The organism is Blastococcus sp. SYSU DS0669, from assembly GCF_054050895.1.
In genome coordinates this window covers 50,523-75,351 of the sequence record NZ_JBJHAE010000010.1, presented here as the reverse complement: position 1 = coordinate 75,351, position 24,829 = coordinate 50,523, and the positions used below count along the sequence as shown (strand labels likewise).

26 protein-coding genes are annotated in these 24,829 nt (G+C 73.6%); 18 read left to right on the top strand and 8 right to left on the bottom strand.

Translation table 11 applies throughout. From position 1 onward, the window contains the following. Nucleotides 1-132 precede the first annotated feature (132 nt). Nucleotides 133-1,095, bottom strand: a complete 963-nt coding sequence (locus tag ACI792_RS12295) for a glycosyltransferase family 2 protein (protein ID WP_456602833.1) — start codon at nt 1,093-1,095, stop codon at nt 133-135. Between ACI792_RS12295 and ACI792_RS12290 the strand changes: the two genes are divergently transcribed. Further along, nucleotides 1,018-2,235, top strand: a complete 1,218-nt coding sequence (locus tag ACI792_RS12290; RefSeq protein WP_456602832.1) for a glycosyltransferase family 4 protein — start codon at nt 1,018-1,020, stop codon at nt 2,233-2,235. The two genes, ACI792_RS12295 and ACI792_RS12290, sit on opposite strands and share 78 nt — an antisense overlap. Nucleotides 2,236-2,366: 131 nt before the next feature. Here the strand turns inward: ACI792_RS12290 and rfbA are convergent, their stop codons facing one another. After that, complete coding sequence (rfbA, locus tag ACI792_RS12285) at nt 2,367-3,230, bottom strand: glucose-1-phosphate thymidylyltransferase RfbA (RefSeq protein ID WP_456602831.1); 864 nt, start codon at nt 3,228-3,230, stop codon at nt 2,367-2,369. 135 nt (nt 3,231-3,365) lie between these two features. Between rfbA and ACI792_RS12280 the strand changes: the two genes are divergently transcribed. From ACI792_RS12280 to glfT1, 4 genes are all read left to right on the top strand, one after another. Then, nucleotides 3,366-4,502: a glycosyltransferase family 4 protein gene (locus ACI792_RS12280; protein ID WP_456602830.1), complete on the top strand. Its 1,137-nt coding sequence runs from the start codon at nt 3,366-3,368 to the stop codon at nt 4,500-4,502. Nucleotides 4,503-4,589: 87 nt separating this feature from the next. Continuing rightward, nucleotides 4,590-5,414 (top strand): galactan export ABC transporter permease subunit Wzm/RfbD, encoded by an 825-nt coding sequence (gene wzm, locus ACI792_RS12275; RefSeq protein ID WP_456602829.1) that lies wholly within the window; start codon nt 4,590-4,592, stop codon nt 5,412-5,414. A 10-nt stretch (nt 5,415-5,424) separates the two neighbouring features. Continuing rightward, entirely contained in the window at nt 5,425-6,192 is a 768-nt protein-coding gene (wzt, locus tag ACI792_RS12270; protein WP_456580654.1) for a galactan export ABC transporter ATP-binding subunit Wzt/RfbE, read from the top strand. Further along, complete coding sequence (gene glfT1 / locus ACI792_RS12265) at nt 6,189-7,094, top strand: galactofuranosyltransferase GlfT1 (protein WP_456602828.1); 906 nt, start codon at nt 6,189-6,191, stop codon at nt 7,092-7,094. Before wzt ends, glfT1 begins: the two co-directional genes overlap by 4 nt. A 30-nt stretch (nt 7,095-7,124) precedes the next feature. On the opposite strand, the gene glf is transcribed toward glfT1, so the two are convergent. After that, nucleotides 7,125-8,312 carry a UDP-galactopyranose mutase gene (gene glf, locus ACI792_RS12260; protein WP_456580652.1) on the bottom strand — a complete coding sequence of 396 codons (1,188 nt, stop codon included), beginning with the start codon at nt 8,310-8,312 and terminating at the stop codon, nt 7,125-7,127. Between the two features lie 97 nt (nt 8,313-8,409). Here glf and ACI792_RS12255 point away from each other — a divergent pair, with 97 nt between their 5' ends. From ACI792_RS12255 to ACI792_RS12230, 6 genes are all read left to right on the top strand, one after another. Further along, nucleotides 8,410-9,375: a glycosyltransferase family 2 protein gene (locus ACI792_RS12255; RefSeq protein WP_456580651.1), complete on the top strand. Its 966-nt coding sequence runs from the start codon at nt 8,410-8,412 to the stop codon at nt 9,373-9,375. Nucleotides 9,376-9,400: 25 nt separating this feature from the next. Further along, nucleotides 9,401-10,525: a mannose-1-phosphate guanylyltransferase gene (locus tag ACI792_RS12250; protein ID WP_456602827.1), complete on the top strand. Its 1,125-nt coding sequence runs from the start codon at nt 9,401-9,403 to the stop codon at nt 10,523-10,525. 22 nt (nt 10,526-10,547) lie between these two features. Beyond that, on the top strand, nt 10,548-11,318 hold the full coding sequence (locus ACI792_RS12245; RefSeq protein WP_456602826.1) for an SDR family NAD(P)-dependent oxidoreductase: 771 nt from the start codon (nt 10,548-10,550) through the stop codon (nt 11,316-11,318). Between the two features lie 70 nt (nt 11,319-11,388). Beyond that, nucleotides 11,389-12,279 carry a DNA-3-methyladenine glycosylase family protein gene (locus ACI792_RS12240; RefSeq protein WP_456602825.1) on the top strand — a complete coding sequence of 297 codons (891 nt, stop codon included), beginning with the start codon at nt 11,389-11,391 and terminating at the stop codon, nt 12,277-12,279. A gap of 148 nt (nt 12,280-12,427) precedes the next feature. Beyond that, the gene (locus ACI792_RS12235; protein ID WP_456602824.1) at nt 12,428-13,636 is read left to right on the top strand and encodes a hypothetical protein; all 1,209 of its coding nucleotides are present in this window, start codon (nt 12,428-12,430) and stop codon (nt 13,634-13,636) included. A gap of 164 nt (nt 13,637-13,800) precedes the next feature. Next, on the top strand, nt 13,801-14,961 hold the full coding sequence (locus ACI792_RS12230) for a hypothetical protein (protein ID WP_456602823.1): 1,161 nt from the start codon (nt 13,801-13,803) through the stop codon (nt 14,959-14,961). A 28-nt stretch (nt 14,962-14,989) separates the two neighbouring features. On the opposite strand, the gene ACI792_RS12225 is transcribed toward ACI792_RS12230, so the two are convergent. The 3 genes from ACI792_RS12225 to cofD are packed head-to-tail and all read right to left on the bottom strand — an operon-like array spanning nt 14,990 to nt 17,651. Next, nucleotides 14,990-15,595, bottom strand: a complete 606-nt coding sequence (locus tag ACI792_RS12225) for a dTDP-4-dehydrorhamnose 3,5-epimerase family protein (RefSeq protein WP_456602822.1) — start codon at nt 15,593-15,595, stop codon at nt 14,990-14,992. Nucleotides 15,596-15,633: 38 nt separating this feature from the next. After that, nucleotides 15,634-16,704 carry a coenzyme F420-0:L-glutamate ligase gene (locus tag ACI792_RS12220; protein WP_456602821.1) on the bottom strand — a complete coding sequence of 357 codons (1,071 nt, stop codon included), beginning with the start codon at nt 16,702-16,704 and terminating at the stop codon, nt 15,634-15,636. After that, the gene (gene cofD, locus ACI792_RS12215) at nt 16,701-17,651 is read right to left on the bottom strand and encodes a 2-phospho-L-lactate transferase (protein ID WP_456602820.1); all 951 of its coding nucleotides are present in this window, start codon (nt 17,649-17,651) and stop codon (nt 16,701-16,703) included. Before cofD ends, ACI792_RS12220 begins: the two co-directional genes overlap by 4 nt. 382 nt (nt 17,652-18,033) lie before the next feature. On the opposite strand from cofD, the gene ACI792_RS12210 reads away from it, so the two are divergent. From ACI792_RS12210 to ACI792_RS12195, 4 genes are all read left to right on the top strand, one after another. Then, nucleotides 18,034-18,264: a WhiB family transcriptional regulator gene (locus ACI792_RS12210; RefSeq protein ID WP_456580700.1), complete on the top strand. Its 231-nt coding sequence runs from the start codon at nt 18,034-18,036 to the stop codon at nt 18,262-18,264. A gap of 123 nt (nt 18,265-18,387) precedes the next feature. Further along, complete coding sequence (locus tag ACI792_RS12205; RefSeq protein ID WP_456602819.1) at nt 18,388-19,200, top strand: hypothetical protein; 813 nt, start codon at nt 18,388-18,390, stop codon at nt 19,198-19,200. A 132-nt stretch (nt 19,201-19,332) separates the two neighbouring features. After that, nucleotides 19,333-20,328 carry a dTDP-glucose 4,6-dehydratase gene (gene rfbB / locus ACI792_RS12200; protein ID WP_456602818.1) on the top strand — a complete coding sequence of 332 codons (996 nt, stop codon included), beginning with the start codon at nt 19,333-19,335 and terminating at the stop codon, nt 20,326-20,328. After that, nucleotides 20,325-21,170 carry an SDR family oxidoreductase gene (locus tag ACI792_RS12195; protein WP_456602817.1) on the top strand — a complete coding sequence of 282 codons (846 nt, stop codon included), beginning with the start codon at nt 20,325-20,327 and terminating at the stop codon, nt 21,168-21,170. The genes rfbB and ACI792_RS12195 overlap by 4 nt, the downstream gene beginning before the upstream one ends. Nucleotides 21,171-21,198: 28 nt before the next feature. Here the strand turns inward: ACI792_RS12195 and ACI792_RS12190 are convergent, their stop codons facing one another. Continuing rightward, on the bottom strand, nt 21,199-22,032 hold the full coding sequence (locus tag ACI792_RS12190; protein ID WP_456602816.1) for a hypothetical protein: 834 nt from the start codon (nt 22,030-22,032) through the stop codon (nt 21,199-21,201). 64 nt (nt 22,033-22,096) lie between these two features. After that, nucleotides 22,097-22,492, bottom strand: a complete 396-nt coding sequence (locus tag ACI792_RS12185; RefSeq protein ID WP_456602815.1) for a metallopeptidase family protein — start codon at nt 22,490-22,492, stop codon at nt 22,097-22,099. A gap of 292 nt (nt 22,493-22,784) precedes the next feature. Between ACI792_RS12185 and ACI792_RS12180 the strand changes: the two genes are divergently transcribed. From ACI792_RS12180 to ACI792_RS12170, 3 genes are all read left to right on the top strand, one after another. Then, on the top strand, nt 22,785-23,135 hold the full coding sequence (locus ACI792_RS12180) for a DUF3499 domain-containing protein (RefSeq protein WP_456580637.1): 351 nt from the start codon (nt 22,785-22,787) through the stop codon (nt 23,133-23,135). Between the two features lie 99 nt (nt 23,136-23,234). Beyond that, on the top strand, nt 23,235-24,614 hold the full coding sequence (locus tag ACI792_RS12175; RefSeq protein WP_456602814.1) for a phosphomannomutase/phosphoglucomutase: 1,380 nt from the start codon (nt 23,235-23,237) through the stop codon (nt 24,612-24,614). After that, the gene (locus tag ACI792_RS12170; RefSeq protein WP_456580635.1) at nt 24,611-24,820 is read left to right on the top strand and encodes a Trm112 family protein; all 210 of its coding nucleotides are present in this window, start codon (nt 24,611-24,613) and stop codon (nt 24,818-24,820) included. Before ACI792_RS12175 ends, ACI792_RS12170 begins: the two co-directional genes overlap by 4 nt. Nucleotides 24,821-24,829: the final 9 nt, after the last annotated feature.

Here is a 24,829-nt window from a genome sequence, read left to right as displayed (position 1 = left end):
GAGGGCCCGGACCGGTGTCGTGCTCACTGCGTGCGGGACTCGCAACGCCGTCCGACACACGCTAACACCGGGCGGTGCAGGGCCCCCGCCTTCCGGCGGGTCGCGCCACGGCCGTCGCTCGGGACCCTTCCGTCACGCGGGGGGCGGTCGACGAGCGCCTGACGACCGCCGGAGTGCCACCGCGCGCGGCAGGTACCGGAGCGCGTCCCGGGCGACGGCCAGCCGCAGGGGGAGTCGCATGTTCCAGGGCAGCGGTCCGCTCCTGCTGCCGCGGTGCCGCAGCGCCAGCGAGGTCGTCGTCAGGAGGAACCGGACGTAGGCACGGAGGACCGTCGGCCACGGGGCCCGGCGCATGAGCATCCACAGCCGGTTCCGCTCGTTGTGGTAAGCGAAGAGGCGGGAACTCTGGTCGGTGGTCGCGGAGTGGGCGTGCCGGACCACGGCCGTCGGCTGGTACCGGATGGCCCACCCCGCGTCGCGGAGGCGCCACGACAGCTCCGTGTCCTCGTAGTAGAGGAAGAACTCGGTCGCGAAGCCCCCGACGGAGCGGACCGCCTCCGTGCGGAGCAGTGCGGCTCCGCCGCTGAAGCCGAACACCTCCCGGGGGTCGGCGTGGTCCTGGGGCCGTTCGCCGTACCCGATGTCCGTGCCGTACCAGGTTTCGAGCAGCGTGACGCCTGCGTTGTTCACGGTGGGGACTGCCCGGTCGGCGAGCAGGATGAGAGAGGTGACGGCGGCGCACCCCGGGTGCGCCCGGGCTGCGGTCATCAGCTCCTCCAGCCAGTGGTCGTCGGCCACCGCGTCGTTGTTGAGCAGGGCGACGAACGGGGTGTCGACGGCGTCGATCCCGGCCTGCACCCCCCCGGCGAACCCCAGGTTCTCCACGGTCCGGATCACCCGCACGTCGGGCCGCGCCGCGAGCAGTTCGGCGGTCCCGTCGGTGGACGCGTTGTCGACGACGAGGACGCGGTGGGGGAACGTCTGACGCCGCAACGAGTCCAGGCAAGGCGTGAGGAGGTGTGCCCCCTGCCAGGTCACCACCACGACGGTCACGTCGTCGTCGCCGCCGGCCGGAGGGTTCGGCGTGGTCCTCATGGTCGGCACGGTAGGCGTGCCGCTGCCCGTAGGCTGAGACGGGTGCGGGTCGCCGTCGTGCTGGAGCAGGTGCTGTCCCGGGTGCCCGGCGGGACGGGGCGCTACGCCGGTGAGGTCGCCGAGGCCCTGGCGCGCCGGGCGTCCCCGGGGGACTCCGTGACCGGGTGGACCGCGTGGCACCGCGATGCCGGGGCGGCTCGGCGGCCCGGAGTGCGCGGCCCGCGGAGGCTGCCCTTGCCCGCACGGCCGCTGACCGTCGCGTGGCAAGTGGGTGCTCCACCGCGTCCGCGGGGCGCCGACGTCGTCCACGCACCGACACTGCTGGCTCCTCCGCGCCGGCGCGGGGTCCCGCTCGTGGTGACCGTGCACGACGCGGTGCCGTGGACGCACCCCGGGACGCTCACCCCCCGGGGGGTGCGCTGGCACCGCGCGATGGCGCAGCGGGTCGGCCGTGACGCGGACGCCGTCGTGGTGCCCACCGAGGCGGTGGCCCGCGAGTTGCGCGACCACGTCGAGCTGCGGGCGCCCGTGGTGGTCGCCGGAGCCGGGGTGAGTGACCGGTTGCGCGCACCCGCCGATGCCGCCGATCGCCTGACGAGGCTCGGGCTGACCGGTGGCCACCTGGTCACGGTCGCGACCCTGGAGCCCCGGAAAGGCCTCGACGTGCTGCTCACGGCGCTCGCCGCGGCGGGTGGCGAACTCCCGCCGCTCGCGGTCGTGGGTCATCCGGGATGGGGTGGGATCGATCCCTCCGCCATGGCGACGGACCTCGGCCTGCCGGACGGCAGCGTGCGCCTGCTGGGCGGCGTGTCCGACGCCGACCTGGCCGCCGTCCTCTCGGGCGCCGTGCTCGCCGTCGTCCCCAGCCGGGCGGAGGGTTTCGGGCTCCCGGTCGTGGAAGCCATGGCTGCAGGGGTGCCCGTCGTGACCTCGGACGCCCCCGCCCTCGTCGAGGTCGGCGGTGGGGCCACCCGGGTGGTGCCCGCCGGGGACGGCAAAGCCCTCGCGGGGGCGCTGGAGGAGCTGATCGCCGATCCCGGGGAGCGGGCTGCGCTGCGTGCCGCAGGGCTCGCGCGCGCCGCCGACTTCACCTGGGACGCGGTGGCCGACCGGCTGTGGTCGCTGTACGCCCGCCTGTGACGCTGGTGCGGGGGGACCTGCGGGCAGCCCGCGGCACGTGTGCGTCCACGGCAGCTACGCCGACGGCAGGGTTGCCCGATCGTCCGCCCGCCTGCACCACGGTCGCCTGATGTCGTCGACCGTGGTGCAGCTCAGTCGGTCAGCACGCGGAGCAGGTAGCTCCCGTAGCCGCTCTTGACGAGGGGTTCGGCCAGCGCGCGGAGCTGGGTGTCGTCGATGTAGCCCCGACGCCAGGCGATCTCCTCGATGCAGCCGATCTTCCAGCCCTGCCGGTCCTCGACCACCTGGACGAACTCGGCGGCCTGCATCATCGAGACGTGCGTGCCGGTGTCCAGCCACGCCGTCCCGCGCGGGAGGACCGTCACGGTCAGCTGCCCGCGGCGCAGGTACTCGTCGTTCACCGCGGTGATCTCCAGCTCGCCGCGGGGGCTCGGCTGGATCTTGGCGGCGATGTCGACGACCTGGTTGTCGTAGAAGTAGAGGCCGGGGACGGCGTAGGAGCTCTTCGGCGTGGCGGGCTTCTCCTCGATGGAGATGACCCGGCCGGCCTCGTCGAACTCGACGACGCCGTAGTCGCTGGGGTTGGCCACGTGGTAGGCGAAGACGTGCCCGCCCTGCGGTTCGGTGTTCGCGCGCAGGCTCTGGCCCAGGCCGGTCCCGTAGAAGATGTTGTCGCCCAGCACGAGCGCGACCGGCTGGTCGCCGATGAAGTCCGCCCCGATCACGAACGCCTGCGCGAGGCCCTCCGGCCGCGGCTGGACGGCGTAGGACAGCTCGATCCCGATGTCGGTCCCGTCGCCGAGCAGCCGCTCGAACGAGGGCCGGTCCTCCGGGGTGGTGATGATGAGGATCTCCCGGATACCCGCATTCATCAGCAAGGACAGCGGGTAGTAGATCATCGGCTTGTCGTAGATCGGCATCAGCTGCTTGCTGATGCCCTTGGTGATCGGATAGAGCCGCGTGCCGCTACCGCCGGCCAGAATGATCCCTCGCACCGCGCAAGGGTAACTGTGCCCAATTCGCGCGCCCTTTTCGGCGGTAGTTCCCGGGCGGGCGCGCCGGTCGGTCCGGGCGTCCGCCGCTGCCGGTACGTACCGTGGGCGAGCAGGCGGCCGAACGGAGTGGTGATCATGCGCAGCGCCGATGTGCGGGTGCTGATGGACGCCACCGCGGTCCCCGAGAACCGCGGGGGCGTGGGGCGCTACGTGGACCAGCTGATCAGGGGTCTGGGGGACGCCGGCGCCGACCTGGTGGTCGTCTGCCAGCACCGGGACCTGGAGCACTACGGCAAGCTGGCGCCGTGCGCCGACGTGGTGGCCGCCCCTCGGGGTGCTGCCCGGCGCCCGGCGCGGATGCTGTGGGAGCAGACCGGGCTACCCCGGCTGGCCGAGCGGGTGGGCGCCGACGTCGTCCACTGCCCGCACTACACGATGCCGCTGCGCAGCGGTGTACCCGTGGTGACGACCCTGCACGACGCCACCTTCTTCACGCACCCCGACGTCCACCTGTCGGTCAAGCGGGCCTTCTTCCGCACCTGGACCAGGGCGTCGCTGCGCCTGGCCGCCCGGTGCGTGGTGCCCTCGCAGGCCACGCTGGACGAGCTCGCGCGGGTCACGGGGGCCGTGCACGGCCAGGTCGACGTCGCGCACCACGGCGTCGACCCCTCGACCTTCCACGTCCCGGACGAGGACGGCGTGCGCGCCGCGCGGGAGCACCTCGGACTCCGCGCGTCGCGGTACGTGGCGTTCCTGGGCACCATCGAGCCGCGGAAGAACGTGCCCGCCCTGGTCGAGGGCTGGCGCGCCGCAGTCAGCGACCTCCCGGAGCCGCCGGCGCTCGTGATCGCCGGTGGGCGTGGCTGGGACTCCCGCATCGACGACGCGCTGGCGGAGGTGCCGGGGGAGCTGGAGGTCCACATGCCCGGCTACCTCCCGCTCGATCTGCTCTCCGGGTTCCTGGGCGGGGCCGACGTCGTGGCCTACCCGAGCCTCGCCGAGGGCTTCGGGCTCCCCGTGCTGGAGGCGATGGCCTGCGGGGCGGCGGTGCTCACCACCACGTCGCTGGCCCTCCCGGAGGTGGGTGGTGACGCCGTCGCGTACACCGAGCCCACCGCCGAGGGGATCGCCGCCGCGCTGGGCGACCTGCTGCACCGGCCGCAGCGGCGCGCCGAGCTGTCCGCCGCGGCGATCACCCGCGCGGGCACCTTCACCTGGGCCGCCTGTACCGAACGGCACCTCCGCACGTACTCTCTCGCTGCATCAGCCTGACCGGCGAGCTCCGGTGGGCTCCGTTCGTCGGACGTGGAGGGGAGAGCGGCGCGTGTGGGAGCTCCTCTCGTCGACGCACCGCGCCCGGTGACCGCGCCGAGCATCTCGCTGGGGAGGGCGTTCGGGGACCTCCGGGCCGGCTGGCAGCAGCGCACCCTGTGGGGCCACCTGGGCTGGCAGGACATCCGGCAGCGCTACCGCCGGTCGGTCCTCGGGCCGGTCTGGATCTCGATCAGCATGGCCGTCACGGCCGTGGCGCTGGGCATCCTGTACGCGGGACTGTTCGGCAACCCCCTCGAGCAGCAGTTGCCCTACATCCTGGTCGGCTTCATCGTCTGGGGCTTCATCAGCGGCTGCATCATCGAGGGCGCCGACGTCTTCATCAGCAACGTCGGCCTCATCCACCACCTGCCCGCGCCGCTGAGCGTGCACGTCTACCGGCTCGTGTGGCGGCAGTCCCTGTTCCTCGCGCACAACCTCGTGGTCTACGCGATCATGCTCCTGGTGTTCCCCCAGCCCCTCGACTGGAGCAGCCTCCTGGTGTTGCCGGCCTTCCTCCTCCTCGCCGTGAACGGGGTCTGGGTCGCGCTGTTCTTCGGGATCGCCAGCACCCGCTTCCGCGACCTCACGCCGGTGGTGCAGAGCGTGGTGCAACTGGCGTTCTTCCTCACCCCGATCGTGTGGATCTACGAGGACTTCCTGAACAGCCCCAACCCGACGATCGCCGAACGGGCACGGCTGGTGGAGCTGAACCCGCTCATGCACTTCGTCGAGATCGTCCGGAGGCCGATGCTCGGGCAGGAGCAGGTGTGGCACCACTGGCTGGTGGTCGCGGGCATCACCGTCCTCGGCTGGCTGCTGACCCTCCTCGTCCTGCGGCGGTACCGGGCGCGGGTCGCCTACTGGGTATGAGGGCGCTGCGATGACGACGACGTCCACGAACACGGATGTGGGCATCTCCCTGACCGGAGCCTGCGTCGACTTCCCCGTCTTCGACGGGAAGAGCCGGTCGCTGAAGAAGACCGTGCTCGGCCTGGTCGGCGGCAACATCGACAGCGCGCGGAAGGTGCCGATCGTCGAGGCCCTGCGGGACGTGACCCTGGAGCTGGGCCACGGAGCGCGGGTCGGACTCGTCGGGCACAACGGCGCGGGGAAGTCGACCCTGCTCCGCCTGCTCTCCGGCATCTACGAACCCACACGGGGAACCGCCGAGATCCGGGGCCGGGTCGCGCCCGTCTTCGACCTGGGCGTCGGCATGGACCCGGAGATCTCCGGCTACGAGAACATCCTCATCCGGGGCCTCTTCCTGGGCATGACGCGCCGGCAGATGCAGGGCCGGATCGACGACATCGCCGAGTTCACCGAGCTGGGCGACTTCCTCTCGCTCCCGCTCCGCACGTACTCGACCGGCATGCGCATCCGCCTGGCGCTCGGGGTGGTGACCAGCATCGATCCGGAGATCCTGCTGCTGGACGAGGGGATCGGCGCCGTGGACGCCGCCTTCCTGGAGCGTGCGAAGGAACGGCTCGCGGACCTCGTCGAGCGGGCCGGGCTGCTGGTCTTCGCCTCGCACTCGGAGGACTTCCTGCGCCAGCTGTGCGACTCGGCGCTCTGGCTCGAGCACGGCCAGGTGCGGGCGCAGGGCCCCCTCGACGAGGTCCTGGGGCTCTACCACGGTGGCTCCTCGTGAGCCTGCCCGGTGGCCCGGGGGAGCTCGTGGTGGCCGTCGTCTGCACCAAGGACCGTCCCGCGACCCTGGCGAGGAGCCTGGACGCCCTCTGCCGGCAGTCCCGCCCGGTCGACCACGTCGTGGTGGTCGACAACGGCAACGACATCGAGACCGAGCGGGTGGTGGACTCGATCGGGGTGCCGACGACCTATCTCCCCTCCAAGCGGAACCTCGGCGGGGCGGGTGGCTTCGCCCTCGGCATGCTGTACGCCCTGTCGCTCGGGGCTGACTGGGTCTGGTGCGCCGACGACGACGGCCGGCCGGCCGACGACGAGGTCCTCGCCACCCTCCTGGGGCAGGCGCAGGCCCTCGACCTGGACGAGATCTCCCCGATGGTCCTGGACATGGACCACCCCGAGCGGTTGGCCTTCCCGCTCCGTCGCGGGCTCCGCTGGCGGCACTGGCACGAGGACTTCCGCGGGATCCACCTGCTGGACGGTTACGCCTCGCTGTTCAACGGTGCGCTGTTCCGGGCCCGCGCCCTCGAGGTGATCGGGGTGCCCGACTACCGGATGTTCTTCCGCGGCGACGAGACCGAGATGCACCGGCGGCTCATGCGCTCCGGCCTGCGGTTCGGCACCACGACGGGGACGGCGTACCTGCATCCCAGCGGCTCCCGGGAGTTCAAGCCGATCCTGCGGGGAGCGCTGTCCGCCCAGTACCCCGACGACGAGGTGAAGCGCTTCTTCACGTACCGCAACCGCGGCTACCTGATGGCTCAGCCCGGCATGAGGTGGCTGTGGCCGCTGGAGATGATCCGGTTCAGCTGGTTCTTCCTGGTGTCCCGGCGCGACCCGGCCGGGTTCCGCGACTGGCTGAGGCTGACCCGTGCCGGCCGGCGGGAGCGGTTCGTCCGCCGCTGAACGGCCCGTCGCGGCGGGCGCCGCCCTCCGTCAGTCCTCCAGGCGGCCGTCGAGCGAGGCGCCCTGGTCGAAGAACGGCCGGATCCGGTTGTCGAACATGGTCAGCGCCGACCCGATCGCCATGTGCATGTCCAGGTACTTGTAGGTGCCGAGCCGGCCACCGAACAGCACCCGCTTCTCCGCCGCCTCCTTGGCGGCCAGCTCCCGGTACCGCTCGAGCTTGGCGCGGTCCTCGGGCGTGTTGATGGGGTAGTACGGCTCGTCGCCGGTCTCGGCGAACCGTGAGAACTCCCGCACCACGACGGTCCTGTCGGTCGGGTAGTCGCGCTCGGGGTGGAAGTGCCGGAACTCGTGGATCCGGGTCCAGGGCACGTCCTCGTCCGCGTAGTTCATGACCGAGGTGCCCTGGAAGTCCCCGGTGGGCAGGACCTCGGTCTCGAAGTCCAGCGTCCGCCAGCCCAGCTCCCCGGCCTCGTAGCCGAAGTACTTGTCGATCGGGCCGGTGAACACCGTCGGGACGTCGGCGGGGAGCTCGTCGCGGACGTCGAACCAGTCCGTGTCCAGCCGCACCTCGATGTTCGGGTGGTCGGCCATCCGCTGCAGCCAGGCCGTGTAGCCGTCCTTCGGCAGACCCTCGTAGGTGTCGTTGAAGTAGCGGTTGTCGAACGTGTACCGCACCGGCAGGCGCGCGATGACGGCGGCGGGCAGCTCGGTGGGATCGGTCTGCCACTGCTTCTTCGTGTAGCCGCGGATGAACGCCTCGTAGAGCGGCCGGCCGATCAGGGAGATGGCCTTCTCCTCGAGGTTCGCCGCCTCTGCGGTGTCGAACTCTCCGGCCTGCTCGGCGACGAGGGCGCGGGCCTCGTCGGGGGAGAAGCTCCTGCCGAAGTACTGGCAGATCGTGGCCAGGTTCATCGGCAGCGAGTAGGTCTGCCCCTGGTAGATCGAGTAGACCTTGTGCTGGTAGTTCGTGAACTCGGTGAACTGGTTGACGTACTGCCAGACCCGCTCGTTCGACGTGTGGAACAGGTGGGCGCCGTACACGTGCACCTCGATGCCCGTCTCGGGCTCGGGTGCGGAGTAGGCGTTGCCCCCGATGTGGGACCGGCGGTCGATGACCAGCACGCGCTTGCCGAGCTGGCTCGCGGCCCGTTCGGCGACGGTCAGACCGAAGAAGCCGGATCCGACGACGACGAGGTCAGGGGCGTCCGTGCTCATGCCGCCCGACACTACCGGTGGGGGTCCGGTCCGACCGGGCGAGCGCCGAGGCCCCCGTCTCCCGGGCGTGGGCCGGGCGAGACGTACTGTCCGCAGGGTGAGCGATGTGCCCGCCGACCCGCCGTTGCGCGTGGTGGCCGTGACGTACTCGCCCGGGGAGTCCCTGACCGGGTTCCTGGACACCCTCCGCACGGCGACCACCCGGCCGCTCGACGTGGTCCTCGCGGACAACGGGTCCACGGACGGGGTGCCGGAGCGGGCCGCCTCCGGCGTCGCCGACGTCCGGCTGCTGCGCACCGGTGGCAACGTGGGCTACGGCGCGGCCGTGAACGCCGGGCTCGCCGACGTCCGGTCCGGGTGGGCCCTCGTGGCGAACCCTGACCTCCGCTTCGAGCCCGGGTCGGTCGACGAGCTGATCGCGGTGGCGCGGCGGTGGCCGCGGGCGGCGACCGTGGGCCCCGCCATCCGCTCGCCGGACGCCCGGCTGTACCCGTCGGCGCGTGACCTCCCCTCCTTGTCGACGGGGACCGGGCACGCCCTCCTCGGCTGGGTCTGGCCGGGCAACCCGTGGACCGCCCGGTACCGCCGGGAGCGGGAGGAGCCGCGCGAGCGGACCGCGGGCTGGCTCTCCGGCTCGTGCCTGCTGGTGGACCTCGAGGCGTTCCACTCCGTGGGCGGGTTCGATCCCGGCTACTTCATGTACTTCGAGGACGTCGACCTGGCTGCCCGGCTCGGTGAGCGCGGCTGGCTGCACGTCTACGCCCCGACCGCCGTGGTCGAGCACGAGGGCGGCCACTCGACCCGCCGCGACCCGCACCGGATGCAGCGGGTCCACCACACCAGCGCGCTGCGCTACCTGGTGCGCCGCCATCCGGGGCCGTCGCGGTTGCCGCTGCGCGTGGCCCTCCGCGCCGGGCTCGGTGGCCGGATGCTGGTCTCCTACGTGAGCGCTCGCGTGGGGGCCGGTGCACCGCCCCAGAGGTCCGCGGAGGCGCTGCCCCGCTCGCGCCGGCGTCCGTGGCGCCGGCGGGGTGACGAGGTGGGCGGGGCGTCCCCGGGATGACCGTTCGAGGACGAGGGGGGCCCACGTGCGCCACGCAGTGATCATGGCCGGTGGCTCCGGTACGCGGCTGTGGCCGCTGTCCCGGGCCGCCCGCCCCAAGCAGCTCCTGGACGTGATCGCCGACGAGGAGCAGGGTGCCGCCACCGGTGCCCCGCGTGGTGCCCACAGCCTGCTCGCCGAGGCGTTCGCCCGTCTCGAGGCGGTGCTGCCCGCCGAGCGGATCTGGGTCTGCACCGCGGCCGGCTACGGCGAGCAGGTGCGCACCGCGCTGCCGCGGCTCGGTGCCGACCGGCTGATCCTCGAACCCGTCCCCCGGGACACGGCGAACGCCGTGGGGCTCGCCGCCGCGCTGGTCGCGGACGTGGATCCGGACGCCGAGCTCGCGGTCGTCAGCGCCGACCACGTCATCCGCCCGGTCGAGCGCTTCGCCACGGTGCTGCGCACCGCGTTCGAGGTGCTCCGCGACCGGCCACGTGCGCTGGTCACGCTCGGCATCACCCCGACCGGCCCGGCCACCGGGTTCGGGTACGTGCGGCGCGGTGCATCCAGCGGCACCGCCGGCGTGGCCGAGGTCGACTCCTTCCGGGAGAAGCCCGACCTGGCGACGGCGCGGCAGTACCTGGCCTCGGGGGAGTACCTCTGGAACTCGGGCATGTTCGTCTGGCGGGCGGGCACGGTCCTCGAGGCGCTGGCCGAGCACCTGCCGGCGTCGGCCGAGGGGCTGGCGCGCATCGTGGCCGCACCGGCGGGGCAGGCGCGCGACGACGTCCTCGCCGCGGTCTTCCCGACCCTGCCGAAGATCAGCGTGGACTACGCGGTGCTCGAGCCGGCCGCCGCTGAACCCGGGCGGGTGCTGGTCGCGGACCTCGACGTCGACTGGCTGGACGTCGGCTCCTGGCCCGCGCTGGCCCACACCCTGGACCACGACGGCGACGGCAACGCCGTCAGCGGGCTCACCGTCCTCCTCGACAGCTCCGGCAACGTCGTCTTCAGCGACGACCCCGACCACCTGGTGGCGCTGGTGGGGGTGCGCGACAGCGTCGTCGTGCACACCGCGGACGTGACCGCGGTCTGCCCCGTCACCGAGGCCGAGCGGGTGAAGCAGCTGCTGACCGCGGTGGAGGAGCGACACGGCCGTCGCTTCAGCTGACCGCCGTGGTTGGCTGCGGGACATGAAGAACTTCGACGTCGCCGCCGTGGTCAGCGGCGGGGCCTCCGGTCTCGGTGAGGCCACCACGAGAGCCCTCGCCGCCCGGGGTGCCGCGGTCACGATCATGGACCTGAACGAAGAGCGGGGGCAGGCGCTCGCCGCGGAGCTGGGTGGGCACACCACCTTCGTCCGCACCGATGTCACGGACGAGGCCTCGGTGCAGGCCGCCGTCGCCGAGGCGACCGGCAAGGACCGGCCGCTGCGGATCGCGATCAGCTGCGCCGGGATCGGCCTGGCGCAGCGCACGGTCGGACGCAGCGGCGAGCCGCACGAGCTGGGCGGGTTCACCCGGGTCCTGGGCGTGAACCTGATCGGCACCTTCAACGTCCTGCGCCTGGCCGCCGCGGCGATGGCGCAGACCGAACCGGGTGAGGAAGGGGAGCGCGGTGTCGTCGTCAACACGGCCTCGATCGCCGCGTTCGACGGCCAGATCGGCCAACTGGCGTACTCGGCGTCCAAGGGAGGCGTCGTCGGCATGACCCTGCCGGCGGCCCGTGATCTCTCCAGCGTGGGCGTGCGCGTCTGCACCATCGCGCCGGGGCTCGTGGACACGCCGCTGCTCGGCTCGCTGCCCGAGGAGGCGCGGGCGGCGCTCTCCGCGGGCATACCCTTCCCCAAGCGGCTCGGCCGTCCGTCGGACTTCGCCGAGCTCGCGCTCGCCATCGTCGAGAACGGTTACCTCAACGGGGAGGTCATCCGGATGGACGGTGCGCTGCGCATGGCCCCCCGCTGAGCACCCGGAGCACCTCCTGAGCACGAGCACGAGCCCGGCCACCCGGGCCGCCGAGCACACGGTGGCCTGGGTGCCGGGCTGGCCGCTGGACGTGGGGCGGGCGCTGTCCCCGCACCGCCGGGGAGCGGCAGATCCCACGATGCAGGTCGCCGAGGGCCGTCTGTGGCGGACCACGACCACGGTCGAGGGGCCGGCCACGGTGGCGATCAGCCGCGAGGCGGGTGCGGTGCGGGTCGACGCGTGGGGTCCCGGGGCCGAGCGCGCGGCGGCGGCCGTGCCGGGCTGGCTGGGTGCCGACGACCGGCCGGAGGAGTTCCGGCCGGGGGGATCGCACCCGCTGGTGGCCGAGCTCCACCATGCGCACCCGGGACTGCGGCTGGGGCGCACCGGCCGCGCGTGGGATGCGCTGGTGCCCGCCGTCCTGGAGCAGAAGGTGACGACGGCGGAGGCATACCGGGTCTTCCGCGAGCTGTGCCGCCTCGCGGGCGAGCCGGCACCCGGCCCCGCTCCTCAGGGCATGCGCGTGGTGCCGTCGGCGCGCCGGGTGCTCGAGGTCACCGACTGGGAGTGGCACCGCTGCGGTCTCGACGGGGCCCGGCGCCGCGCGCTGCGGGCGGTGGCCGGGGTCGCGCACCGGCTGCAGGTTGACGAGGGGTGCGACTCGGCCGAGCTGCAGCGGCGGTTGCGGACCGTCCCCGGCATCGGTGTCTGGACCGCGGCCGAGGTCGTCCAGCGGGCGTGCGGCGACCCCGACGCGGTGAGCGTCGGGGACTACCACCTGAAGAACGTGGTCGGCTTCGCGCTCACCGGGCGGCGGCACACCGACGACGAGGAGATGCTCGCGCTGCTGGAGCCCTGGCGCGGCCAACGGCAGCGGGTGGTGCGGTTGCTCCTGGCGGGCGGGCCACGGCGCCCCCGGCGTGGCCCGCGCTTCGCGCCGACCGACCACCGGCGCATCTGAACCAAGCGGCGCGAGTCACCACTCATCGTGGCGACGCGCCGCGCGTTGGGCGATCGTTCGGCCTGTACCTTCCGGCGTGCGCGGACCGCGGCGGCCTGCCGGACGGGGCGGCAGAACGCTGAGGAGTGACGTGCGCACGTGCAGGTCTGTGCTCGTGGTCCTGCTGGCCGCTGTCGGACTCACCGTCGCCCCCGGCGCGGCCGCTTCCGTGCCGCTGGAGCCGGTCGGCAGCTTCGACTCGGCCGGCTACGTCGACCGGCTGATCGTCAACGGCTGGACCTTCGACCCGGAGACGTCGGCGGCCATCTCCGTGCACGCCTACGTCGACGGGCGGTGGGCTGCTTGGGGCACGGCTGACGGGAACCGTCCGGACGTGGCCGCCGTCCACCCGTCCTACGGGGCCGCCCACGGTTGGTCTCTCGACCTCGGGTCGCTTCCTCCAGGACCGCACCGGGTGTGCGTGTACGCGATCAACGTCGGGCGCGGTCAGACCAACCCGCTGCTGGGGTGCCGTGACGTGGTGGTGCCCGGCGGCGGCCACGACCCGATCGGGAACGTGGAGTCCGCCCGGTACGAGGGCCGGTTGCTCCTGCGCGGCTGGGCTCTGGATCCCGAGACCTACGAGCCGATCTGGGTGAGGGGCACGGTGGACGGCCTCCCGATCTCCTACGAGCTGGCCGACCGATGGCGGCCGGACGTCGAGGCTGCCCACCCGGGCACCGGTCCCTGGCGCGGCTGGGAGATCGACGCCGGTCCGCTGCTCGCGGGCGTGCACCGGGCCTGCATCACGGCGGTGAACGTCGGCCGCGGCACGGGCGACACCCTGCTCGGTTGCTGGGACTTCACCGTCGCTCCGGATCCGGGGCTCAACCCGGTCGGCAGCCTCGACGGTGTGGAGCTCACCGATCGCGGGCTCCTGGTGCGGGGCTGGACCTTCGACCCGGAGACGCCGGCGCCCATCTCGGTCGCCGTCCAGGTGGGCGTCCCGGTCGTCCGTGCGTTGCGGGCGGAGCATCCGCGTCACGACGTGGCCGCCGTCTATCCCTCCTACGGCCCGCACCACGGTGTCCAGGTGCTCGTGGACACGCCCCCGCGGGGAACGCACCGGGTGTGCCTCCTCACGTCGAACCTCGGTGGGGGCACGGTCCGCGAGGTGTACCTGGGCTGCCGGACGATCACCGTCCCGCACGACGGCGGGCCCCAGACCCCGCCGCGACCGCCGTACCGGTCCTGCACGGACTTCGCGACGCGCGCGGCGGCGCAGCAGTTCTTCGAGGAAGCCCTGCCGTACTACGGCGACGTGAACGACCTCGACCCGGACAACGACCTGGTGGCCTGCGAACCCGAGGAGCTGTGACTGCCGGCTGACCGTCGGGCTCGACGAGGTCTGCCTGGCACCACGATCGACTCTTCGGGAAGGGCACGACATGGTGCCCCCGCAGCTCAATCGCCACTCCCGGCCCACGAGTGCGGTGCCTCATCGCGAGAGCGTCCTGCGGACATCGAGGCGGGCTACTTTCCGTGCGGCCACTGCCCGGTGGCGAGAAGAAACGGGGAGCAATGCGCAAATTCGGCGTCGCAGTCACTGCGGCGATGATGGTTGTCGGCTTGAGCGGGTCGGCCGCAGCCGCCTCGCCGCTCAATCCGGTGGGGAACGTGGACGGCTTCAGCTACAACGGCCGACTCCATGTCAGCGGCTGGACCTTCGACCCGGAGACGGCCGCCGCCATCGACGTCCACGCCTACGTCGACGGCCGTCTCGCAGCGACGGCCACGGCCGACGACCCCCGATACGACGTTGCGGCCGCCTACCCGTCGTACGGGCCGCTGCACGGCTGGGCCCTCGACCTGGGCTCGTTGAGCAGCGGTGGACACCAGGTCTGCGTCTACGCGATCAACGTCGGGATCGGTGACGCCAATCCGCTCCTGGGTTGCCGGAACGTCACCGTCGGCGGGTCCGCAGCGCTGAACCCGGTGGGCAACCTCGAGCAGGTCGCCCTGATCGGCCAGGGTCTCTACTTCCGGGGCTGGACCCTCGACCCGGAGACTCCGGCCCCGATCAACGTCCACGCGTACGTGGACGGAGTGTTCGCCGCGGACGTGACAGCCGGGCAGAGCCGGGCCGACATCGCCGCGGTCTTCCCTGCGTACGGCCCGCACCACGGTTTCTCAGGGATCCTGACCCCGCCGCTCCCCGGCGTCCACCAACTCTGCCTGTACGCGATCAACGTGGGGGATGGCACGCGGAACCCGGTACTCGGCTGCCGGTCCTTCACCGTCTCGCACTTCAACTTCGGCGCTACCGCCACGCTCCCCTACGGAGTCGCTGTCACGGTGCAGCAGCCGCAGCGGGTGCACGTCTCCTCGACGGCTGCGCCATCGCCGTCGGCCGGCTATGTCGGAGTGCTCTTCACCATCACCTTCACGAACAAGACATCGACGACCTTCCAGCCGCTCGATGACGTCATCCTGACCAGTGGGGGTGCGGGGAACGCCGCGTCGCTCACCTTCGACAGCGGTGGATCGGACCCGGACAACTACTTCTCCGGCTCCATCCCACCGGGCGGCAGCCTGACCGCGACGTTCCTGTTCCAGGTGCTCGAGAGCGAGGCCGGTCAGCTCCGCCTGGAGGTCGCGCCGGACTTCTTCGAGGACTCGGTCTTCTTCGGCGGCGCGGTCTGATCCGCGGCCGAGCTGCGGCCGGGGACCCTCAGGTCTCCGCCCGCAGCTCGGCGTACCGGGCCGCGCACTCCTCCATGGTCGGCAGGATCCCCTGCTCCCGCGCCTCGGCCAGCGACGGGGCGGCCTGGTCCTTGGCCGAGAACTCGAACTCCATGTCCCCGGGCCACGGGAGGTCGAGCTCGGGGTCCATCGGGTTGATCCCGAACTCGCGGCCGGGGGAGTAGCCGGAGGACACCAGGTAGGTGACGGAGCTGTTGTCGGCCAGCGACACGAACGCGTGGCCCAGGCCCTCGGCGAGGTAGACCGCCCTCGGCTGCTCGCTGTCGAGGAGGACGGAGTCGTGCACCCCGAACGTGGGGGAGCCGACCCGGACGTCGACGATCACGTCGAGCACCTTGCCGCTGGGGCAGTACACGTACTTGGCCTGCCCCGGGGGGACCAGCGCGAAGTGCACGCCCCTGAGCACCCCGCGGGCGGAGACGCTGTGGTTGGCCTGGGCCAGCGTGAGGCCGAAACCGGTCGCCCCGGAGAGGACGTCGGCCCGGTACCACTCGGTGAAACGACCCCGCGAGTCCCCGTGCGGCACGAGGTCGAGCACGTAGCTGTCCGGGACGGCGAGTTCGCGGATCTCCATGCCGGCAACCTACCTACCGCCCCGTCGAGGTCGCCCGGTCACGGTCGGTGCGGGCTGCCCAGCCAGAGCCTGCCGACCAGTGACGTCCCCCCGGCGGTGGCCGCCGGCTCCCAGCGGGTGGCCCAGCCCTCGGCGTGCAGCTGCACGATCGCGGCGCCGACCAGGGCACCGGCGTTGAGGGCGCTCGTCGTCGTCACCGCGTCGGGGAGATGGACGTCGACGGCGCCGTCGCCCTCCCCGCCGTGCCGGAGCACCACGGGGAACTCCGGCAGCGCGGCGCTGGCCACCCGGAACGCCGCCGCCGCGGCCTCCCGGTCCCCGGGGCGCGGCACGAGTTCGGTCGCGGGCTCACGGGAGCCCACCAGGTCCCGCGCGCCGTAGGGGAACAGGTCGTCGGCCGGCAGGCGCACCAGCGGCCGGGTGCCCTCGTCGGCGTCCTCGGCGGGGGAGTCCAGGGGGAGCCCGCGCACCACCGCGACCGGGACGCCGGCCAGCTTGCCCTTCACCAGGTCCGCGGCGGAGGCGAGCTCGTCGACCACCGCGACCCGGGTCGTCTCCAGCCGGTTGCCGTGGGCGTCGACCGCGCCGCGGTGGTCGTCCAGGGCGGTGATCCCGGCCGAGCCGACCGCGACGTCGGTCAGCCCCTCGCGCCAGGTGCGGCCGAAGGTGTCGCTGACCACGACGGCGACGTCGACCCCCGCGAGCTCGCGCAACCGGGACCGCAGCCGCCGGGCGGAGGCGTCGCCGTCCTCCGGGAGAAGCACCAGGGTGTCCGCGGCGACGTTGGACGCGTCGATGCCGGCGGCCGCGACCACCCAGCCCTGCCGGGTCTGCACGATCTTCAGCGGTCCGCGGCGGGCGAGCACCCGTACCGTCTCGGCATCGATCGCCCGCTGCCGGACGGCCTCCCGGTCGGCCCCGGGCTCGACACGGACCAGCCGCCCCTCCACCTTCGAGACCACCTTCGAGGTGACGACGACGACGTCGCCGTCGGCGAGCCAGGGCGCGGCGGCGGCCAGCGCCGCGGCGAGGTCGTCTCCCGGGCCGAACTCGGGCAGCCCGGCGACGGGCAGCACCGAGACGCCGGCCGGCAGAAGGCCCCCGCTCACCGGGCGCAGGCGTCGAGCGCGGCGCGGGCCAGGGCCGTCGTCGCGTCGGGGGAGGACATGAGCAGCGGCACCCGGCGCACGTCGACGCCCGGGACGTCCGCGGGGTCGTCCTCGGCGACCAACCAGGCGTCGAGCAGGCCGCCGTCGGCGCGGGCGCCGTAGTGCCGGCCGACGCCCTCGGCGCTCACCTCGATGCCGAGGACGGGCAGGCAGCGGTCGGCCATGCCCCGCACGACCGCGCCGCCGACGACGGGGGAAACGCCCGCGATGCGGGCCGGGGAGGCCAGCAGGGCGTCCCGGAGCCCCGGCACGCCCAGGACGGTGCCGATGGACACCACGGGGTTCGACGGCGCGAGCAGGACGGCGTCGGCGGCGGCCAGCGCCTCGACGACACCCGGCGCCGGGCGAGCCGCCTCGACCCCGATCTGCACGAAGGCGGCGGGGTCGAGGGCCGCGCGGTGGCGCACCCACCACTCCTGGAAGTGGATCGCCCGCTGCCGGCCGTTCTCGGGATCGGTCACGACCACGTGGGTCTCCACCCGCTGGTCGCTCATGGGCAGCACCGTGACGCCGGGCTGCCAGCGGTCGGCCAGCGCCGCGGTCACCGCCGAGAGTGCGTAGCCCGCGTCGAGCATCCGGGTGCGGATCAGGTGCGTGGCCAGGTCGCGGTCGCCGAGGCCGAACCAGTCGGGGTCGGCGCCGTAGGCGGCGAGCTCCTGCTTGACCGTCCAGGACTCGTCGGCCCGCCCCCAGCCCCGCTCCTCGTCGATCCCGCCGCCGAGGGTGTAGACCACCGTGTCCAGGTCGGGGCAGATGCGCAGCCCGTGCAGCGTCACGTCGTCGCCGGTGTTCACCACGGCCGTGATCTCGGCCCCGGGAGCCGCGGCGCGGACCCCCCGTAGGAACCGAGCCCCTCCGGTACCACCGGCCAGCACGACGATCTGCACGAAACGCATCGTGCCCGATGAGCACTTGTCGACTGTTCGCCGGGCGTGTCGGGGGGTGCCACGAGATGTGACGAACGCCCTGGTGCGGATGGGGCTGGTGTGGCGTGTCGCTTACACCGGGCGAAGTTGACGGCCGGGCAACGACACGCGTGTAATTCCCGCGGTGTCGACGAGTGCTGAACGGCCCGGGGACGTCCTGCCGGCCGCGCACCGTGACGAGAGCGAGAGGGGACGCACCGTCATGGCAGAGGTGTCGTGGTTGAGCGACTACGTGAACGGCTCGGAGCGGTCGACCGACCGGTTGGCGGGCTCCGGGCACGGTTCGGGCACGGCCCTGGGCCAGGGCACGGGGCAGCCGTTCGTCGGTTTCCTCGGGTTCGGCCTGGAGGCCGACACCCAGTCGTGGCAGGAGCGCGCGCTCTGCGCCGAGACCGACCCGGAGGCGTTCTTCCCCGAGAAGGGCGGCTCCACCCGCGAGGCGAAGAAGATCTGCACCGGCTGCGAGGTCAAGGCAGAGTGCCTGGAGTACGCCCTCGCCAACGACGAGCGCTTCGGCATCTGGGGCGGCCTCTCCGAGCGCGAGCGGCGCCGCCTGCGCCGCCGCGCCGTATAAGCAGAAGGACCCCGCCCTCCTCATCGCTCGCAGGCTCGCGACGAGCCTCTGGGCGGGGCCGGTTCCAGCAACTCACCTCAGCCGCCGGCGCCCCTCGCCGGCGGCTGTGGTTCTGTTCGGGGCATGGTCGCCCGGATCGCCGTCGGTCGAGCCCGGGTGGCCCGCGAGGTCCGGGCCGCGGAGCCGCTCGCCGCGGCGCTGAAGGCGCCGCTGACCGCCCGCGCGCCGTGGCTGACCGCCGTGCTCAACGACGGCGGCACGCGGTGGCCCCCCGCCCGCCCGGCCGCCGTCGTCGTCGACGGCCCCGCGGGCGGCCCACCCCTCGCGGCGGCCTTCCTGGACCTCCGGCGGCGCGGCCTCGTCACCGCGGTCACCGTGCTCGGGCAGCGGCGGCCACCCCTGCCCGGTGGCCGGCCCACGGCGCGGCTCCCGGCGCGCGACGACGAGGCCGCGGAGCTGCTGGCCGCCGGTGTGCTCGCCCTGCTGGACTCCCTGCGCGGCCCCTGGTCGCTACGGCTCACCGGGCTGCCGCTCGGCGACCCCACCGTCCGTGCGCTGTCCGCGCGCCTCCCCACCGCGGTCGTGGCCAACGCCCGGAGCTCGCGCCTGGTCGACGGGCTGGAGGAGGTGGGTTCGGTGCACCGCTCCCGCGATCCCCGGGAGCTGGAGCGGTGGTTGCCGCACCTCCTGCAGGCGGAACCCGATCGCCGGACGCGCGACCACCTCCGGAGCGTGGCCCGGCTGCACGCCGCCGTCGGCCGGGTGGAGGTCGCGGTCGTGCGGCAGGGCGGGCGTGCACGCGCCGGTCTGCTCACCCTCGTCGAGGGGGACGACCGCTGGCCGTGGTGGGGCCGTGCCCCCGACGGGGGGCTGCGGACCGAGCTGGGCGCGCCGGTCGTCGCGCTCACCGCGCCGGCCCGGTCCTGGCCGCGCTGAGGTCGGCGCTGCGGAACGCGCGGCGGGATGCGGTTCGGTTACCGTCGATCCGGACACGACAGCCCGCTGGACGGCGGGTGCCGGTCGGGGCGTCGCCTCGACGGGAGGCGACGACGAAGGGTTCAGCAAGCGATGCGCATGCTCGTCACCGGGGGTGCCGGGTTCATCGGCGCCAACTTCGTGCACCAGACGCTGCGCGAGCGGCCCGAGTACGAGGTGGTCGTGCTCGACGCACTCACCTATGCCGGGAACGAGGCCTCCCTGGAGGGGGTCCGCGACCAGATCGAGTTCGTCCACGGGTCGGTGGCCGACGCCGACGTCGTCGACCGGCTGGTGGGCCGCAGCGACGTCGTCGTGCACTTCGCCGCGGAGAGCCACAACGACAACTCGCTGCGGGACCCCTCGCCGTTCCTGGAGACCAACGTCGTCGGCACGTTCACCCTGCTCGAGGCGGTGCGCCGGCACGGCGTGCGCTACCACCACATCTCCACCGACGAGGTCTACGGCGACCTGGAGCTCGACGACCCGGCGAAGTTCACGCCGGAGACGCCGTACAACCCCAGCAGCCCGTACTCCTCGACCAAGGCCGGCTCGGACCTGCTGGTGCGGGCGTGGGTGCGCTCCTTCGGCATCCACGCCACGATCTCGAACTGCTCGAACAACTACGGGCCCTACCAGCACGTCGAGAAGTTCATCCCGCGCCAGATCACCAACGTGCTCTCCGGCCTCCGGCCCAAGCTGTACGGCGCCGGCGAGAACGTGCGCGACTGGATCCACGTGGACGACCACAACTCGGCCGTGCACACGATCCTGGACAAGGGCCGCTCGGGTGAGACCTACCTCATCGGCGCCGACGGCGAGAGGAACAACCTCGAGGTCCTGCGGCTGATCCTGGAGCTGACCGGGCAGCCGGCCGACGCGTTCGACCACGTCACCGACCGGGTGGGCCACGACCTGCGCTACGCGATCGACGCCACCAAGCTGCGCAGCGAGCTGGGCTGGACCCCGCGCTACACCGAGTTCGGCGACGGCCTGGCGGCGACCATCGACTGGTACCGGGGCAACGAGGACTGGTGGCGGCCGCAGAAGGAGCAGGTCGAGGCCGCCTACGCCGCGCGCGGCCAGTGAACGCCGTCGTCCTGGGCGCGGGCGGGCAGCTGGGCCGGGCGCTGGGGCGGGAGTTCCCCGGCGCGGTCGCCCTCGACCGGGCCGCCCTCGACGTCACCGATCCCGCCGCCGTGGCGGCGTTCGACTGGACCGGCGTCGACGTCGTGCTGAACGCCGCCGCGTGGACGGCGGTCGACGCCGCGGAGGACCCGGCGAACCTGGCCGCGGTCCGTGCCGCGAACGTCGACGCCGTCGGGCACCTCGCGGAGGCTGCCGACCGGGCCGGAGCGGCGTTCGTCCACGTCTCCAGCGAGTACGTCTTCGACGGCACGCATCCCGGGCCCATCCCGGAGGACCTGCCGCCCTCGCCGCTGAGCGTCTACGGCCGCAGCAAGGCCGACGGCGACGCGCGCGCGGCCGCCGTCGAGCGCCACTGGCTGGTGCGCACCACCTGGGTGGTGGGGGAGGGGGGCAACTTCGTGCGCACCATGGCCGGCCTCGCCGACCGTGGCATCTCGCCGTCGGTGGTCGACGACCAGATCGGCCGGCTCACCTTCACGGCGGACCTCGCCGCCGGGATCCGGCACCTGGTGGAGACCCGGGCCCCCTACGGCACCTACAACCTCACCGGCGACGGCGAACCCGGCTCCTGGGCCGACGTGGCCCGGCTCGTGTACGCCGCCCGCGGGCGCTCCGCCGATGACGTGACGGGGGTGAGCACCGCCGAGTACTTCGGCGGCAAGGAGGGTGTCGCACCGCGGCCGCTCAACTCCGTGCTCGACCTGGCGAAGGTCCGCGCGACGGGCTACCGGCCGCGCGGCTGGCGGGACGCGTTGGAGCAGTACCTGACCGGTTCCGTCTGAGCGGCCGGGCTGCGGGCAGGCGGCGCCGTCAGCCCGCGGCGCGGACCCGGCTGCCCTCGTCGGCCGGGGCGCTCTCGGTTCCGAGCTCCAGCCGGCCGAGGACGTCGCGCCAGCCTCCGGCGGCGACCTGGTCCCCGGGGGACAGGGTCAGCTGCAGGGGGTAGACCCGGCCGGTGGGCTCCGGCGGTGACCCCGTGGGGTCCGTCCAGGTGGCCAGCTCCCCGCTGAGGAGCAACCGGCCGCCGCTCCGTTCGAGCCGGAGGTCGGGCGTCTGCACGGTGCCCTGCTCGACGGCGGCGGCGACGCACCCGGCCGCTTCCGGGTCGGGCGGAGCGACCGCGGCGAGGCAGTTGTAGGTGGGCAGGCGGACCGTCAGCCGCGTCCCCTCGCCGCCGGTGGTCAGCTGCGCCTCGGGGTAGGCGGCCGTGATGCCCACGGCCCGCTGCTCGAGCACCAGGCCGGCGAACGCGAGGTCCGCCTCGAGGGTCCCGGCGTCCGGCTCCTGGCCGGCGGGGCGGGTGGCCACCGGGAGGGTGGATCGCCCCCCGCCGCCACCGGTGGCGACCACCACGGCGCCCGCCAGCGCCAGCGCGGTGACGGCGGCGCCGGCCGCTACCCACCACCGGCCTGCGGTGGCACCGCTGAGCGGGGCGGGTGGTCCCGGCGCGAGACCGACCCAGCCGGCGGCCCGCGGCGGCTCCTCCCGGGTGCCCGGCGGGTGCTCCAGGAAGTCCGCCAGGTCGTCGACGCGGGCGCGCGACCGATCGCGCGCGCGGCCGCGGGCGGATCGGGCCCACGCCAGGACGAGCGCCACGAGGACGGCCCCGAGGGCGATCCCCACGGATGCGGTGCCGACGTCCATCATGCCCAGCATCCCAGCAGCGCCTGCCGGGCAGGCGGCACACCGGTCCGGAGCCGCCGGGTGATCAGCCTGCGGGGTCGATCTCCTCGGGGTCGCGGCCCAGCAGGGTGGCCACCTGGTCGACGACGACGTCGCGCACCAGGTCGGCGAGGTCCTCGCGGTCGTGCGCGCGCAGCTCCAGCGGCCGCCGGTAGACCACGATCCGCGGCGGCACGTCCTCGCCCTTCTCGCGGCGCGCCGGCAGCAGGCGGGCGAGGGGGACGCCCGCGTCGTCGAGCACGTCGGCGTCCAGCAGCGCCTCGTCGGGATCGGTGTGCTCCACCCACGGCACGTCCTCGACGGCGAACTCGACGCCGGCCAGCTCACGCTCCCAGCGGCGCTCCAGGTCCTCGACCGCGTCCAGCACCAGGTCGTCGAACTGCTCGGCGCGGCTGCGCGACAGCGGTACCTGGGCGGGCACCAGGCGTCCTCGCAGGCCGCGACCGTGGCGGTCGCGGCGGGAACGGGGGCGGCGGCGCGAGGGGTGGCTCATGACTGCACGCAGGGTACGGCGGGAGCCGACACGCCGGGGCCCGGGACCGTCCGCCGGAGGTTTCCCCGCGTCCGGCCGTGCGGGGCCGCACCCCGCGTCCGACCGGTGACGATGCCCACGGGGTCATCGTGCAGGATGGGGCGCCACAGCCGGTTTCCCGGTGCGCCTGCTGTCGCGCACGGCCGGGCGCGATTACTGTGCCCTGCGTGAGGAACCGGTGGTGAGGCAGTCACGGCGCTGCTCGCGCAGCGGCTGCGCGCAACCGGCAGCGGCGACCCTGACCTACGTCTACGCGGAGTCGACCGCTGTCGTGGGCCCGTTGGCGACGTACTCCGAGCCGCACAGCTACGACCTGTGCGAGTTCCACGCCGAGCGGCTGACCGTCCCGCGCGGCTGGGAGGTCGTCCGGCACGAGATCGACATCGACGACGTCGGGCCGACCGGCGACGACCTGCTCGCCCTCGCCGACGCCGTCCGCGAGGCCGCCCGGCCCGAGCCGCCGCGCGACCCCGCCGACGACGGCAGCGGCATCCGCCGCGGCCACCTGCGGGTCCTTCCCGACCTGCCCTAGAAGGACCGCGCCCCACCCCACGACGCGCTCCGCACGCCGCGGGACCCTGGGACGAGGCCGGTTCCAGCACCTCGCCAGGCGCGCCGATAGTGTCGTGGGGTGCGAGATCTCTCGGCCCTCATCAAGGCCTACGACGTCCGCGGGGTCGTCCCCGACCAGTGGGACGAGGACGTCGCCCGGGCGATCGGCGCGGCCTTCGCCGAGTTCGTGCACGCCGAGACCGGCGCGACGGCGGTGGTGACCGCCCACGACATGCGCGAGTCGTCCATCCCGCTCTCCCGCGCCTTCGCCGAGGGCGTCATCGGGCGCGGCGTCGACGTCGTCGAGGCGGGGCTGGGCTCCACCGACCTGCTGTACTTCGCCGCCGGCTCGCTGGACCTGCCCGGGGCGATGTTCACGGCCAGCCACAACCCCGCGCAGTACAACGGCATCAAGCTGTGCCGGGCCGGGGCCGCCCCCATCGGCCAGGACTCCGGGCTGGTCACCATCCGGGAGTGGGCCGAGCGGGACGCCTACGAGCGCGCCCCCGAGCGGGTCGGCACGGTGTCGTCGCGGGACGTCCTGCCCGAGTACGCCGCCCACCTGCGTTCGCTGGTCGACCTCTCCGGTATCCGGCCGCTGAAGGTCGTCGTCGACGCGGGCAACGGGATGGGCGGGCACACGGTGCCCGTCGTCCTCGCCGACCTGCCCCTGGACGTGGTCCCGATGTACTTCGAGCTGGACGGCTCGTTCCCCAACCACGAGGCCAATCCGCTGGACCCGGCGAACCTGGTCGACCTGCAGCGCGGCGTCGTGGAGCACGGCGCCGACATCGGCCTGGCCTTCGACGGCGACGCCGACCGGGTCTTCGTCGTCGACGAGCGGGGCGAGCCGGTGAGCCCGTCGGCGATCACGGCGCTGGTGGCCGTGCGGGAGCTGGCCAAGGGTCGCGGGACGACGATCATCCACAACCTGATCACCTCGCGGGCGGTGCCCGAGATCGTCCGCGAGCACGGCGGGCAGCCGGTGCGCACGCGGGTGGGGCACTCGTTCATCAAGGCGGAGATGGCCCGCACCGACGCCGTCTTCGGCGGCGAGCACTCCGCGCACTACTACTTCCGCGACTTCTGGCGGGCCGACACGGGCATGCTCGCGGCCATGCACGTGCTGGCGGCGCTGGGCGAGCAGAGCCGGCCGTTGTCCGGGCTGACCGCCGCGTACGCGCGCTACGCGGCCTCCGGCGAGATCAACTCGACGGTGGCCGATGCGGGGGAGCGGACGGCGGCGGTGCGCGAGCTCTTCGAGAAGGAGGACGGCGTGACGGTCGACGAGCTCGACGGCCTGACCGTCGAGCTGCCCGACGGCGCGTGGTTCAACCTGCGGGCCAGCAACACCGAGCCGCTGCTGCGGCTCAACGTCGAGGCGCCGGACCAGGCGCGGATGAGCGAGGTGCGCGACCGGGTGCTCGGCACCGTGCGCGCGGGACAGGAGCGGGAATGACCGGAACCCAGAGCACCCCGGCCGGCGGCCCCCTGGGGCTCGACCCCGAGCTGCTGGCGATCCTCGCCTGCCCGGACACCCACCACACGCCGCTGACCGTCGACGAGGCGGCCGGCGAGCTGGTCTGCGGCACCTGTGACCGGGCCTTCCCCGTCCGCGACGGCATCCCGGTCCTGCTGCTGGACGAGGCGCGGCAGCGCGGATGAGGACCGGCA